General features: G+C 50.8%; 5 protein-coding genes. All 5 read right to left on the bottom strand.

The annotated features are described in order from the left end of the window. Positions 1–5 precede the first annotated feature (5 nt). Entirely contained in the window at positions 6–896 is an 891-nt protein-coding gene (locus D7Z26_RS21550) for a helix-turn-helix transcriptional regulator (RefSeq protein ID WP_120979082.1), read from the bottom strand. A gap of 118 nt (positions 897–1014) precedes the next feature. Continuing rightward, positions 1015–2133: a response regulator gene (locus D7Z26_RS21555; RefSeq protein ID WP_158602396.1), complete on the bottom strand. Its 1119-nt coding sequence runs from the start codon at positions 2131–2133 to the stop codon at positions 1015–1017. A 68-nt stretch (positions 2134–2201) separates the two neighbouring features. Continuing rightward, positions 2202–5339: a hybrid sensor histidine kinase/response regulator gene (locus tag D7Z26_RS21560; RefSeq protein ID WP_120979084.1), complete on the bottom strand. Its 3138-nt coding sequence runs from the start codon at positions 5337–5339 to the stop codon at positions 2202–2204. A 191-nt stretch (positions 5340–5530) separates the two neighbouring features. Beyond that, positions 5531–12133 carry an Ig-like domain-containing protein gene (locus tag D7Z26_RS21565; protein WP_120979085.1) on the bottom strand — a complete coding sequence of 2201 codons (6603 nt, stop codon included), beginning with the start codon at positions 12131–12133 and terminating at the stop codon, positions 5531–5533. Between the two features lie 259 nt (positions 12134–12392). Further along, the gene (locus D7Z26_RS21570; RefSeq protein ID WP_120979086.1) at positions 12393–14972 is read right to left on the bottom strand and encodes an S-layer homology domain-containing protein; all 2580 of its coding nucleotides are present in this window, start codon (positions 14970–14972) and stop codon (positions 12393–12395) included. Between the last annotated feature and the right edge of the window lie 153 nt (positions 14973–15125).

The raw sequence follows: 15125 nt of genomic DNA on the forward strand, positions 1-15125 counted from the left end.
TCCGACTATCTATCCGGCGTATCCCTGTACAAGGTCGCCACGAATTGGCTTAGGCTCATTCCCGTCTTCCTCTTGAATATTTTCGAGAACGCGTGGATGTCCGAATACCCGACTTCCACCGCGATTTGCCCGAACGACAAGCCGGACTGCAGCGCCAATTGCTTGGCCTTCTCGAGCCGGATCCACACCAAATATTGGACGGGAGACATGCCGAACGTTTGCTTGAACTGGGCGATCACGTAATTCCGGCTCCATCCCGTAAGCTCCTCCAATTGTTCATGCCGAAACCCTTCCTTCAGATGCGCATCGATGTAATTTCGAATCAGGATCAGCTTCCCCGTCCCGGATGCTTCCTTCGTAACGGACACTTCCGAGCGCTTGCGACGGGATTCGGCCAGAGAAAGGAGAATGTCCATTAACAGCTGCTGGGATCGCTGCTGGTGATATAAGCCCGGTTGCCGATAATGATGAACGAGCTCGGATAAGCGATTCTCGATCGGATGTTCGCTATAGTTGCCCATATGATGCGGCAGTTTGGCTCCGTTCAGACCGAAACCGATCAGCTCCCGGATCGGATAGGCCGTTTCTCCGAAATGAAAGACGATGGAAATGCATACGTATGGCTTCCCGCCGACAGTGTCCACTTGATGGACTTCGCCGGGGCCGTGAAACAGAAGATCCCCTTTTAACGTACGGTAACGCAATCCTTCGATCTCGTACTCGGCATCGCCTTCCAGCACGTATTGCAACTGGAATTGCTTTAATACCCTCGACCTCAAAGCCCAGCCCTCAGGGGCGTGAAACATGTGGGCCAACGTAATATAAGGCGGAAAGAAAAACAGTTGCAAATCGTCCATCGTCTCGGACGGGGCCAAAGTATATAGCTTTTTGTCCATTGCGCCTCCCGTAATCACTGAATGCGATAACTCTATCTTAGCATACGCGCTCGGATGAATTAGAAAGCAAATTCCGGCTGCATGCTCCCTATTAACCGCCGTTTCCGCCCAGGAACGGTCATCGCATTTTCCGTGCCTGCAGCCGTAGCTCTTCCGGAGGCTCGATGCCAAGTTCCTCCGCTAGAAGTCGCTCGTAGCTGTCGTAGTGACGGAGAAACGATCCCGTCTCGCCGGCTTCCAAGTATAGCCGCAGCAACTCTCCATGGATCTCTTCATCCAACGGCGCTTGGCCGAGATAGACGCGCAGCGTCTCCTTCGCGGACGCCGGATCGCCGCGTTCCCGATACCAGGCCGTCAACAATCGAGCCAGTGACGCATAGTGCGAAGCGGCTTCGGAAACCGTACTCGCGCTCCAAGGGTAATCTTTGCCTCCGAACAAAGAGCCGCGATAGGAACGGAACCGTTGTTCCGCTTCCGACGCATTGTTCCCGTAGACTTTCGTCATGCGCGCCATGAAGTCCCGCATCTGCCCTAGATCCGAGAAAGCCGGAGAGGCCTCGAAAAGATACCCCTCGTTCGTGTGGGTCAGTTCCACCTCGATTCCCGCTTCTTTCAGCACTTTTTTGAGCCGGTAGATCGTATTGTGCAAGCTATGGAGGGAACGGGTCTCCTCTGTCTCCGGCCACAAGAGATCCGCAAGCTGCCACTTGTCCGTCAGACGTTTCGGATAGGCAAGGAAATAAGCGAACAATTCCTCCGTCTTGCGGGTAGGCCAATTCAGGAGACTCCCGTCCGTTCCTCGCGTCTCGAACGTGCCCAGGCAGCGAACCGTGGGTTCCTCGATTCCCGCGAACGGCCGAAGGGCGGCATGCATCTCGCGGTTTTTGACGATCCGGGGGACCACCCCGTCCAGATCCTCCGGCAATACCGGCTTCAATAAATAGCCGACCGCGTTCACCTTGAAAGCATCCACCGCGTAGACGGGATAAGCCGTCGTGAAAACAACCTGCAGCTCCTCGTCGGCTTCCCTTAGCTTGTCCGCCAGCTCGATGCCCCCCATCTTAGGCATTTCTACATCGAGAAAAGCGATCTCCGGCTTTAACTCTCCGAAGCGGGCCAGCGCTTCGAGCGGACTCGTGAACGCGCCTACCACATCCAGCAAGGGATGCCGGCCGATAAGTCTTTCCATGAGATCCAATGTCGGTTTCTCGTCTTCCACGATTATGACGCGAAACATGAAGCGCCTCCTTTGCATAGCCGATCGCAATGTTCGTGTTCCCATCGCCGATCCGACCCCTTGCGCGGTTACGACGGTTCGCCGAGCTTCGGCAAATAGACCGTGATCTTCGTTCCTTGCTCCAGTGCCGAATCGATTGTGACGCTCGCCCCCGTCAACGTCGCGAGCCTCTTGCGGACGTTCGTCATCCCGATGCCCGACCGTTCCGGCCGTTCCTCCGAACGAACCCGGTATAACACATCGTCCGGCATGCCGACTCCGTCGTCGACGATATCAAACCGAAGGTATCCGTCCCCGTCCGACACCGACAGCGTGACGGTGCCCTCGCCATCCTTCTCGAACAAACCATGTCGAATGGCATTCTCGACGAATGGTTGAATCGTCAGGGAAGGGACGTAGTAAGACTCGAGATCCGGGTCCGACTGCAACCGATAGACCAGGCGGTCGCCGAACCTCGCCTTCTCGATTTCCACGTAAGCGCGGATAAGCTCAAGCTCCTGCCTCAACGGCACCTGATGCGTCCGCCCGTCCCGTTCGAACACCATCCGGAGATAGCGGCTAAGCACGGAAAGCAGATAAGCGGCTCTCTCGCCGTCGCTATAGCAGAAGGAGACAATGCTGCTGAGAGCGTTGTACAGAAAATGCGGCTTGATCTGCGCCTGCAGGAACGCCATCTCGTTCTGGAGCGCTTGGTCCATCGACGACTTCATCAAAAGCAGCGTGCGAACCCTAGCGGCGAGCGTCTTCGGATCGAACGGCTTCGAGATGAAGTCGTTGCCTCCTACCCGGAAACAGAGCTCGATGTCGTGCATCGAATCCTTCACCGTCGCGAACAGAACCGGCAAGTCCAGCACCGACCGTTTCTCCCGTACGATGCGGCACAGATCGATGCCGGACATTTCCGGCATCATGACGTCGAGGATCAGCAGGCTGATCCGCGGGTTCTCTTCCAGCTTGCGCAGGGCCTCCTTCGCGGAGAAGGCGGACAGCACATTGTACTCGTCCCCCAGCAGATTCAGCAGAATACGGACGTTCGATGCCTCGTCATCGACAACGAGCACCGTATGCGCGTGGCCATCGCCAACGACTTCAAGCTGCGATTGGCGAAGCCGGTCTCCGCTCTCCGCTGACGCGGCGATCATATTTTCCGCCGTCGGATTAACGTCCGCTTCGGCCGCCGGTAACGTGAACGCGATCCGCGTGCCTAATCCCGGTTCGGAACGATCCACCCTGATCCAGCCGCCCATCCGCTCCACCAGCTGGCGGCTGATATAGAGGCCAAGCCCCATACCGGTGTACCCGTTCTGCGGCATTTCCCGTTCCGCTTGCTCGAAGTAGCCGAATACCGCCTCGTGGCTCTCCTCCGGAATCCCGATCCCGGTGTCCTCCACCCAGATGGTCCAGAGCCCGTCAGCTTTCTCCGCTCCTATCTCGATCCGTCCAATCTTCGTATGCTTGATCGCGTTGTGAATCAAGTTATACAGCACCTGCCGCAACCGATTCTCGTCGGCCAGAACGCAGGTGTTCGGCGAAATCCGGTTCTCCCACCGTACGTCCTTTCCCATGAGCTCGAACTCCAGCACCTCGAACGCCGTCTGCGCGGCGACGCGCAGGTCGAGCACCGACTCGTGCAACCTCAAGTCCCCATGCTTCAACTGGACGACGTCCACCAGATCATTTACTAGCGCCGACAGCTTCGTAGACGTGTCCTGAATAAGCGTCAGCTCGCTCTTCTGACGGTCCGTGAGTTTGCCCGCCTTCTCATCCAGCAGGAAGGAGGCAATGTTCTGTATGCCGTGCAACGGCGTCTTGAGCTCGTGCGACGTATTGGCCAGGAACTCGTCCTTCAGCTTGTCCCGCAGAATCAGCTTGTCCGTCAGTTGCTCGGTCCGATCCGTCGCGTTCACCAGCCGCAGCGCGAGCAGCGCGTTCATGAACGCAAGCACCGCGAGGAACGAGATCTGCCGCCCGATATCCGTCTGCACGAGGCTAAGCGAATAGAGGATACCGAATAGCAGGATCAGTGCGATCGAGACAAGCATCCCGATAAGCAATGCGGTCTCTTGGCGTTCGAGCCGTCCGTCCCTCTTTACGAACAGCCGAATCGCGCGATACAAGTAGAACGCGGCTACTAGCGAGGCGTAATCCCAAGGAAGGTTACCAAGAGATCGGTAGTCAGAGTACGGCAGAACGATGACGGCCACCAGATAGAGGTAGATCGGCGCGAGCAGCACGAGCAGTTGCTTGCGACTCATCAACTTGGCGTCCAGATGATGAAGGAAGACGCCCAGCAGCACGATGTTGGAGAAGCCGCCTAGATCATACAGCTTGATCGACGCCCAATCCGGTAATCCCGGCAACAGCTGCAGCGTCAGCTTCTCCCCGCCCGTCACCATCAACACCAGCATCGTTAGAAAATATAGCGAGCTGTATAAGTAAGCCTTGTCCTTCATCCGTAGAACGTAGATCGTCAAATGGTACCCCGCGAACAGAAGCAGGATGAACAGTCCGGAAAATTCGGCCGCAAACCGAACCTGTTCTATCAGCAACATGTCCGGTTGAAAGCCCAACTGCACGTCCTCGAATCCCCCGCCGATCGGATTCGCTAGATTCGCAGTCTGCAGTACGATGTCCAGTTGTCCGCCTTCCGAACGGACAAACGTCATATACGGTTTGTTTTCCTTCACGTAATCTTGTTCGTTGTCCGCCGGACGTCCTCCGCTACCGGCCAGATGACCGTTCACATAGAGATGGTGCGCCCCGATAACGTTGGGCAACCGGATGCCGTAGCCTAGGTCCTCATCCTTAAGCTTCACGGTCAACCGATAGGTGCCGTATTCGGTTCGGCTCGCTTCGTCTATCGGGCTTCCGCCGTACCAGGCATTCGGAATGGATGCGTAAGGAGCGGACGGAGGCGGCACCCTGCCATCCCGGAAGTCTTCCGGCGAATATAACTTCATCGGGTAGAAAATCCATTCCCCGTCCAACAGGACCGTCCGCTTCGTTCCGAACTTCCAATCGCTTAGGTCGATGACGCCCTGATGTGCCTTCGGCGCGGACTTGTCCGAAACCGTATAGTCATTGATCGCCGCAAGCAGAACGAAGGATACGATCGGAATGAGCATGAACCCGAGCGCCCGGTATCCGATCCACAGCCTTTTCCGCATTCCCTTGAAGCCGTCTCTTGCCGATCCGTCCGCCGTCATTCTCTTCGCGCCCCTCGTCCCGTATGTTCCGTTCCGAAAGCTTATCTTGCGCCGCTCCCAAAATTCTCTCAAATGCCATTATGACAAAAATTTCTATGATTCGCACTTAGAAAAAATTGGCGATCCATTTAAGAATAGACAAAAAGCTGAGTGAAACACTCAGCTTCTTGTCGGGAAGTTAATGCGCTTTATTATTTATTGATATCCATTTGGTTTAACAGATTAAAGATTGCCTGCGCCGTTTCCGCTCTGACTGCATGAGATTGCGGTGCGAATACAGACGTAGACTGTCCCTTCATCAATCCGAGCTCAATCGCCTTGTTTACTCCGGCTTTCGCCCAAGCCGATACTTGTTTCTGATCCTTGAGATCACCCAGAATGTCATTCGTTGAAGAATACGTTCCTCTGACGTAATCGTAAGCACGAACCAGAAGCAAAGCCATTTGTTCTCTTGTGATTTGTTCTTTGGGAGCGAATATTGTCTCCGATAAGCCTGAGACCAGTCCGGCTTCATAGGCTGCCGCAATATCCTGAGCATACCAATCCGAAGCGTTAACGTCCGTAAACCGTCCATTCGCGTTCGTTGCTTTCAATCCAAGCGCTCTCACCAACAAAGCTACGAATTCCGCTCGCGTAGTTTTACCGTTCGGATTAAACTCCGTTGCCGTTACGCCGGAGACAATATGCTTTGCGGAAAGAATTTGCAGCGTGCGGTTCACCCAATGATTGGACGTTACATCAGAGAATGTTTTGTGGTATTCCAATACGGCATATTGACTAAAGTGAGGTGCATTTCCTGTAATCGTATGATTATTCGCATTAACGGTTCCTCCGATGTAAATCCACTCTTTTGACGTTTCGTCATAGTAATAAATACCGAGCAGATCTTTATCCACGCTTGCGCTGTCATACGGCAATACCAGCCCCACGGGTTCAGGGAATGCACTCAGTTTCGTTTCCTTCCCGTCTTTGTCTACAAGTACTAGCTCTAAATTGTAGATTTGTTCTCCGGTCTTGAGGTTCGTACTGCTTACAGGATCCTTTTCCGAGATACGTATTTCGATCTTCGCATCTTTTGTATTTCCCTGCAGCTTACCTGTCAATTCTTTGAATACCGCAGGCGGGATAATCATCGATACGCCATTTGACTTCAATTCCACGGGATTGGTGATCGTCATAGCCGAATCCACTCCAATAACCGCTTCCGTTTTCCCTGCGCCTAGAACAATTACTGATTTGCCATCCTTGATTGCATTCAATTGTTCTAGAGTAACCAGCTGCTGCTGTTCGCTCACGGGCACTGTCGGCGTCGTCGGTGTCGTTGGGGTGGTTGGCGTTGTATCTCCGCCGTTATCTTGACCGCTAATGGCAATCGTCGATTCGCCAAACGTACCGGAACCATCCCTGGCTGTTGCGACGACTTTCACAGTTCCATTCGCCGAGGCCGTTAACAATCCAGATACGCTAATCGTTGCCTCGCCGGTTCCATTCACGACGGACCAAATCACCGATTTGTCAGTCGCATCGTCAGGTAATACCGCAGCGGACATTTGCAGATTACCGCCTTTGGTTTCAATCGTCGTTGCGTTACCCGCTCCCGATACCGTAATGGTTTCCACTAAGATCAGATCAGGATCCGGAATGACTACCTCTTGATTACTGATCGTGATTACTACGCTGCCGGAAGCATTAGAACCGTCATTGGCTGTCGCCACGACTTCTACAGTTCCGTTCTCCTCGGCTGTTAACATCCCCGTCTCATTGTTGATCCTTGCCTTACCTGTTTCATTCACGACTGACCAGGTCACCGATTTGTCATTCGCATCGACAGGCAATACCGCAGCGGACATTTGCAGTTTACCGCCATTGGTTTCAATCGTCGTTGCGTTATTTGCTCCAGCCACGGTGATGGCGGTAACAAGTACAATCTGATTAGAGATCGTAATCGTCATTTCGCCTTTAACGTTAGAGCCATCATTCGCAGTCGCAACGGCCTTCACCGTTCCATCCGCTAGAGCCGTCAACAGTCCGGTCGAGCTGATTGTCGCAGTTCCGCTTTCATTCACTACGGACCAAGAGACTAATTTGTTTGCCGCTTCCTCAGGTGTTACCGTCGCCGACAATTGCAGCGTACCGCCTTTGGTTGCAATCTCTGAACTTCCGTCTGCTCCCGTTACGACGATAGAGGCAACTTCAACGGGTTGGCCAGAGATAGTAATTTCCACGCTACCGATTACACCCGAACCATCATTCGCGGTCGCCACGACTTTTACTGTTCCGTTTTTCTTCGCCGTTAACAAGCCGCTTGCGCTTATTGTTGCTTTGTCGGTTGCCGAATTATCTTGATTCACGACCGACCAAGTAACGGACTTATCGTTTGCATTCGCAGGTAATACTGTAGCAGACATTTGCAGCGTGCCGTTTGCTGTAGTGATCGCCGTCCCTCCGGATACGGAGATGGACTCAAGACCCACCCTGAACGGGATGATGACGTTATTCAATTTGAAATCCGTAAACACGGCGGATCTTGGCGAAACATTCAATAATCTGCCGTACAGTCCTACTTTAGGATCGCTATTAAATGCAACATCCGTAGGAGTGAAAGAATCGGCGGCCGTCGTCCAACTCAAGCCGTCAGCGCTATAATAGCCGTAGTACTTGGCTCCGATCTTCTCGATCTTCAAATAAATATCTCCCGGGGTCAAGGCTACTGCATCCGTGTAATCCTTATCGGTTTGCGCCCCGTTATTAATTTGGGAAAATCTAAGCTGTTTGCTAGCCGGGCTCCCCGACGCTTGTCGCCCGATCGTAATCGCGTTTTTGTCATCCAGATAAACGACCAATCCCGCCCATTCGAAGTTTCCTGTCGGGTCAAACTTCAATTTTGTGGAAATCGTAAAGTCTCCGCTGACAGGACCTCTTAACAGAATCCCTTTCGGTGGATTGCCCGAAGCCGGGTTCCAGGTTCCCGATTGCGTCATAATGTTAATGGCATTGGGATTGTTGGGAACGATCGACCAACTGGCCGCATTTTCTCTTACCCATTCCCAGCCGCTTTCCAGAACTTGTCCGCTTAGCGTGATCGTCGCGTTACCCGTTACGGCGGTGCCGTCATTGGCTGTCGCAACGACCTTCACTTGTCCGTCCTTGATTGCGAATAACAAACCTGAAGCGCTAATGGTCGCCTTGTCGGTTGCGGAACCATCCGTGTTTACGACGGACCATGTGACTGCGCTATTGCTTGCGTTCGCCGGCAACACCCCGGCGGACATTTGCAATGTGCCTTCTTTCGTGGTGATCTTCGTTTTTCCGCCTGCTCCCGTTACGTTAATGGAAGAAACAGCGGCCCAGAACGGAACGACAACATTGTTAAGAGTAAAATTCGTAAATTCAGCAGTTTTAGCTGCAGGGCCTAGCTTTCTTACAAACACGCCTACTTGAGGGTTTGTAAGCGCAGCGTTGAAGGTAACGATCGCATGATTATTTTTATCATCGGTTGCCGGGTTCCAAATACTACCGTCGAGGCTATAAAATCCAGTGTAAACATTATTTGTTTTCACGATTTTCAAGTAGACGACTGAAGTAGTGATGGAAGTATCCCAATCGTTCTTATCTGTCTGCGTTACGGTCGAGCCTGGTTTACTCACCTGCGAGAACCTGATTTGGTTCGTTCCGGAATAGTCGCGTACCAAGGTGATTGCGTTACCGTCATCTTGATAGACGATTAACCCTGCGGATTCGAAATTCGCCGATGCATTTAAATCCACTTTGGCGGAAATTGTGAAGTCCGTCGCGCCTGGGTCTCTTAGTAGAAGCCCTTTCGGTAGATTAGTCGATTGCGACCAGCTACCTTCTTCCGTTGTAATTCTTAATACATTCGGATTGCTGAGATTGATCGCCCAGAGATCCTTATTTTCCCTAACCCAAGACCAGCCATTGCCCAGTACCATATCTTGACCGCTAATAGTTACCGTCAATTCGCCTTTCACGCCGGAACCGTCATTGGCTGTTGCGGTCACTTTTACTGTTCCGTTCTTCTTAGCGCTCAGCAATCCCGTAGCATTAATTGTCGCTTGGCCCGTTTCATTTGCTACCGTCCAGGTCACTGTTTTATCAACCGTGTTTGCAGGCAGTATGTCTGCAAGCATTTGCAGCGTAGCGCCCTTCGCGGTAATTGCTTTTGCACCGCCTGTACCTGTAACGGCGATCGAAGCCGTTTTGACGCCTTGATTGCTAATGGTAATCGTCGCTTGGCCTTGAACGCCTGTACCGTCATTGGCTGTCGCGATGACTTTCACTTGACCATCTTTCAGAGCGGACAACAATCCGGTGGCGCTAATCGTGGCCTTATCCGTTACCGACCCATTCGTATTTACGATAGACCAGGTTACGGTTGTGTTGTCCGAATTTGCCGGCGTTACTGCCGCAGACATCTGCAACGTGCCGTCTTTAGTCGTAATTGTTGATGCACCTGCTGCACCGGTAACGCTAATGCCCGTTACAGGCACGTTAGGCGCCGCTACAACGGTAACGTCAGCAACAGCCTTAATCGTGCTGCTACCGACTGTTCCATTAACCGTAAAGCTTCCTGGAGCAGCATAATTGGAAGCATTGATAGTATCCCAAATGACAGGAACAGGCTTGGTCGTTGCATCGGTAAATACCAAGTTCACATAGCCTGGCAGTACGGGTGCCTTACCTGCAATTGTGCTCTTAGCCACTGGCGCGATCGTATTTACTGTTCTTGGAACGTAGTCTCCGAACCTTTCATTTTTACCGCTAACCGTTACGGCAGGACCGATATTATTAACGATATGAGTAATTTCGCTGCCTTGCGTACCGGATAAAAATACGCTGGTCGCATGGTGGACCTTGACGCCTGGGGCATCAGGAATTTCAATAGCGCTTTCGAGCTTCACTGCAGCATCTCTAAAGAAAGAATATACCCCTAGACCATAAGCTTCATGGTTTTTAACGGATTCCGCAACCTTATAGCCCGCAAAACCGTTCACGGCGCCTCCGCCGCTCATCCAGCTTTGTTGGTTCGGAACATCGTAAGGAATTTCGCATTGGTAGAAATACATCCGACCATTCTCGCCGTTCCACAAGGTTTGGTACTCATGGAAATGCTCGACGAAAAGTCCATAAATAGTGACGTTATTGCCATTAACGATTAATCCATTCGTAGTTATGTTCGAATCCCATCCGGCACCCGTCCCGTGATCGGCGCGCCATACCCAGAAGTGATCGCCAATTACATTGTTGCTGTTAATCTCGATACAAACATCGGCCAAAGCAAGGGCATCGCCGCCGACTCTAAAATAAAGATCATAAAGACCCGTCGGATTTGCCGCGTGATTACCCGTGCTGCCTTTCGGTCCAACCTCGAGCAATACCGGGGAGCTGACAGATCCCGCTTCGAAGAGCACGCCCGCGATCTTGACGCCATCGACATCCGCAACTTTAATAGCTGCCGAACCATTGTTCGCATGAAGCGTAGCTAGTCCAAGACCGAATACGACGGTATTAGGGTTGTTAATAATAATCGGTTTGCTTAATTGATATACGCCGGGAGTCAGGAACAAGCTCTTGCCGGCACTGAGCGCGGCATTCACTGCGTCCACGTTGAAGGTGTCCGGCTTCGCGACGTAAAAGTCTTCAAGCGAAACTGACCTTCCCGAATCCAGAATTTGCTGGTTCGATTTGCCTTCCCAGCTCGTGCCTGAAGTATCCGTACTAAGACCCGGGACGAATACCTTGTACTGCTTCGCCGTATCATCATAAGTAAGATAAGGTTTCTCACTAAGTACTGGCGTTTTATCGACAGTCGTATAAGGCTTAGTCGGCCAATCCGAATCAAGAGGCGCAGTTTTATTTCCTACGAAAACCATATTCCAGTTGGCGCCTGTCCAATTGGACCAGTTGTTATTTCTAGAAAACCACTGCTGCTGCGATCCCGAACCAACGGTTCCATCGATTTTGGAATCGGCCAAATATCCTCCGCTTGCCCATCCTCCGCGGTCATGCAAGGTCAGATCGCCTTTTACATGCACGCGTCTCATCGATGCCGCTTGCGATACCGCATACTTCAAATTCCCGCCCGTTGGAGTAACGGCTAGGTTTTCTACGGAACGCCAAAAATTTTGCGTTGCATTATAAGGAGTTTTAGGATCGGACCACCACTCGGCATCGACCGTCACTCCTCCGTTGATGTTGACCTCGTCGGGGCTAAGTCCAAGGCCGGCTACGTGCGTATAAAAACCCACTCTGACATCGGCATTATACGTACCCTTTTTGAATAGGAGCGCATATCTCTCAGGTCCGAATTGATTTTTTACTTGAATATTAAACACATTCGTTGCGGTCGTCTGAATTTGAGAAGCCGGCGTCGATTGATCGAATACGTAAACATTCGATCCGAAATCAGGTTCCGTCAATGCCGAAGCAATAGACAAATCCATCTCCGTACCACCGCTCACGGATTTAATTTGATAGTAATATCTCGTATTCGCCGACAACCCCGCATCCGCGTATTGGGTGGAGGTCACTGCAGAACCGTTAACCTTATTGTACGTTCCGCTACTGCTTAGCGAGCGGTATACATTATAGCTTGTTGCGCCGGCCACTGACTGCCAGTTCAAATTAACCGAGTTTTTAGTGGTTGAAGCTACGATGCCATCGGGATCTCCCACTGGATCGGCCGCGTTTGCTACGCTAGGCGATAGGGGCGAAACTATAAATATACTGACTAGAATTGCCAATACGAGAATTATGGATAAAGTTCTTTTCAGCATTTCTCTAACCTCCGTTTTCACTTTAATGTTGGCCCTCTCCCCACGTCTTAAAGCGCTTTCAATAATTACCCTTCACCTCATCAATAAATGTTTGTATTTATATAAATCCTACCGAAGAACGGACAATGGAATAAGAAACGGATCTGACTATTTTTAAAATATCTTTACAACATTTGGGCCTGCCAAAAGCCCCCTTCTATCAAAAAATGGCGGTCCAGGAATAAGCTCCTTGACCGCCAAAATATACCCATTTCACTCCTCAGAATGAGGTCGGATTGCCATTCAATTCGAATTGCGAAAATTCCGCGATCTTGGAAGCGGGGCCTAATTTTCTGGTGAATACGCCTACTTTGGGATTGCTCAACGAAATGTTGAAGGAATCGGTAGCTATTGTCCAATTCACGCCATCCGCACTATAGTAGCCTTTGTAAACGTCACCCTTTTTCTCGATTTTAACGTATACTTCCTTAAAGCTTGATAAGTCGGTGTAGGTTTTGTCTGTAGCGGTTCCATTTAGACCTCTAGTAAACCTAATCTGATTGTTCGCCGAAAAACAATTTCCTAACGATATATAGTTCCCGTCATCCTGATACACGATTAATCCCGCATATTCGAAGTTTTTAGTCGCGTCAAACTTAATTTTCGCAGAAATCGTGAAGTCTTCAACACCGGGTTCTCTAAGCAAAATGTTGCTCGGTTTGGTCGTTTGCGTAAAACTTCCTTCGATCGTCGATAGTTTCATTATCTTAGGATTGCCTTCTACTCTCCAACTGCTGCCGACTTCTCTTATCCATGACCAGTCGCTGCTCAAGTTTTTACCCGGACGAGGACCGGGATCCGGATATTGCCCGTTATAGCTATATACTCTGACATAATCCACAAGCATTTGTTTAGGTACGGACCAATTCGTTGTGGAATCGGGATTACCCGGCCAATCACCACCAACCGCTAGATTTAATTGAAGATAGAAGTCTTGGTTGAAGGGTTCCGGATATTTTTCCGCCTCACTGCCGCTTTTGCTAAACCAATCGTTTTGGGTCGAATAGATAACGCCGTCGATCAACCATTTGATTTCTCCCGGAGCCCATTCAATGCTAAAAACGTGATAATCATCCGAGAACTTCTGATTATCGGGCAACGAATAATTACTTCCGGTATGCGTCCAGGGGTTACCATAATGAATCGTGCCGTATACTTTGCCCGGATCATGCCCGAGAAACTCCATAATGTCGATTTCGCCGCTTACCGGCCACCCGCCGTAAACGCTCTTCGAAGGCATCATCCAGATCGCCGGCCACATCCCTTTCCCTTCCGGTAATTTGGCTCGGACTTCGTAACGACCGTAGGTCCAGTCGCCTTTACCTTTCGTCTGGAGCTTGGCCGAAGTATATTGGCTGCCTCCATAACTTTCCTTGAGCGCTTCAATAACCAAGTTCCCATTGACGATCCGGGCATTCTCGGGACGATTCGTATAGTTCTGCAGCTCATTATTGCCGTAGCCGCCGCCACCTTGAACGTAGTTCCATTTAGATTCGTCTATCGTATCCGTATTGAACTCATCGTTCCACACAAGCGTCCAGTTAGGATCGCCCGGAACTGTTCCTGGGTCCGTACCGGGATCTGTTCCTGGGTCCGTTCCTGGATCCGTTCCTGGATCCGTTCCTGGATCCGTTCCTGGATCAGTACCAGGATTTGTTCCCGGGTCTGTTGAAGGATCTGTTCCCGGATTCGTGCCCGGATTTGATTCCGGTGAAGTCGTCGGCGGAGTAGTCGGCTCCTCGTTCGTACTCATAACTTTGCCTTTGATAACCTTGGCTGTTGTCCCGCTCTTTACCTCTTTGCCGTTCACGGTCGTACCGCCCGCGTCTTTATGAATCATTAAATTGTCGATCACTGTATCATCGTCGATTTCCAGAATAGCTTGAGATTCGACCACCCATTCATTCGTTGTGCCGTTAAAGACAATTCGAATGCCGTGTTCAGGATTATTTACGACGACCTTATTCAGCTTTGAGCCGTTAATATGGATACTGTGACTGCCGCCTCCATTAATGAATGTCGTCCCGGTCACGGTTACTTGCTCTAATGTTGCATCGCCGCTGCCGATTCCTTCCGACAAATAAAGATCCCCATCGATTACGGATTCAATCAGGCTTACATTTGAAGTGTTGATTACCGCATTCCCTTTGATCTTCAGTTTTGAATAAGTGCCTTTCTCATTAAATATTCGTCCCGCTATCTGATTAATGAACGTAACGGCTTCGGCTCGCGTAATCTCTCTTTGCGGCCTAAACGTATTGTCGGGATACCCTTTGATGTAACCTGCACTCGTAAGTATGTTTACAGCCGAAATTGCTTGCTTCTGGATTTGGTCGGCATCCTTAAAGTTAAGCGCGTTACTGCTTGATGCGGCAGTGAGCTTAAAAGCCTTACTCAACATTACCGCGGCATCTTCTCTTGTAACCATTGCCAAGGGGCGGAACGTTTGATTCGAATATCCGTTCACGTATCCCGCTTTGCTAGCCTTGGCCACGCTATCGGCAAACCAATCCGTATTTTTAACGTCTTTATAATCGATTTCCGCCTTGCTTTCTAAACCTAAAACGCGATTAACCATCGTTACGAATTCAGCACGCGTTACCGGATTATCCGGTTTTACGGATCCATCGGCATATCCCGAAATAAGTCCTTGCTGTATCCATTTTTTTAATTGTTCGCTAGCCCAATGATGATCGATATCCGTCTTCACTGTTGCCGGAGCCGCGTAAGCCGTTGAGAATGTAGCGGAACACAGTAACATAATCGCCAAAAAGGTTAATAGTGCTTTTTTGGGCGTCATTCTTTATCGCTCCCCTTGTCTATTATTGGTTAAAGTAAGCGCTATCATATTATTTATCGATTCTATCGAAGATCGGAAAAGACGATAAGAAACTATAATGACTACTTTTAAACTTTCTTTACTTCCGCAAATTAAAAAGCTGAGCGAAAATCG

Source organism: Cohnella endophytica (assembly GCF_003628305.1).
Taxonomy (GTDB): Bacteria; Bacillota; Bacilli; order Paenibacillales; family Paenibacillaceae; genus Cohnella; species Cohnella endophytica.

Excerpts from the sequence above, each read along its gene's own strand:
- D7Z26_RS21565 (WP_120979085.1), bottom strand. The coding sequence starts at position 12,133 with ATGCTGAAAAGAACTTTATCCATAATTCTCGTATTGGCAATTCTAGTC.
- D7Z26_RS21560 (WP_120979084.1), bottom strand. The coding sequence starts at position 5,339 with ATGACGGCGGACGGATCGGCAAGAGACGGCTTCAAGGGAATGCGGAAA.
- D7Z26_RS21570 (WP_120979086.1), bottom strand. The coding sequence starts at position 14,972 with ATGACGCCCAAAAAAGCACTATTAACCTTTTTGGCGATTATGTTACTG.
- D7Z26_RS21550 (WP_120979082.1), bottom strand. The coding sequence starts at position 896 with ATGGACAAAAAGCTATATACTTTGGCCCCGTCCGAGACGATGGACGAT.
- D7Z26_RS21555 (WP_158602396.1), bottom strand. The coding sequence starts at position 2,133 with ATGTTTCGCGTCATAATCGTGGAAGACGAGAAACCGACATTGGATCTC.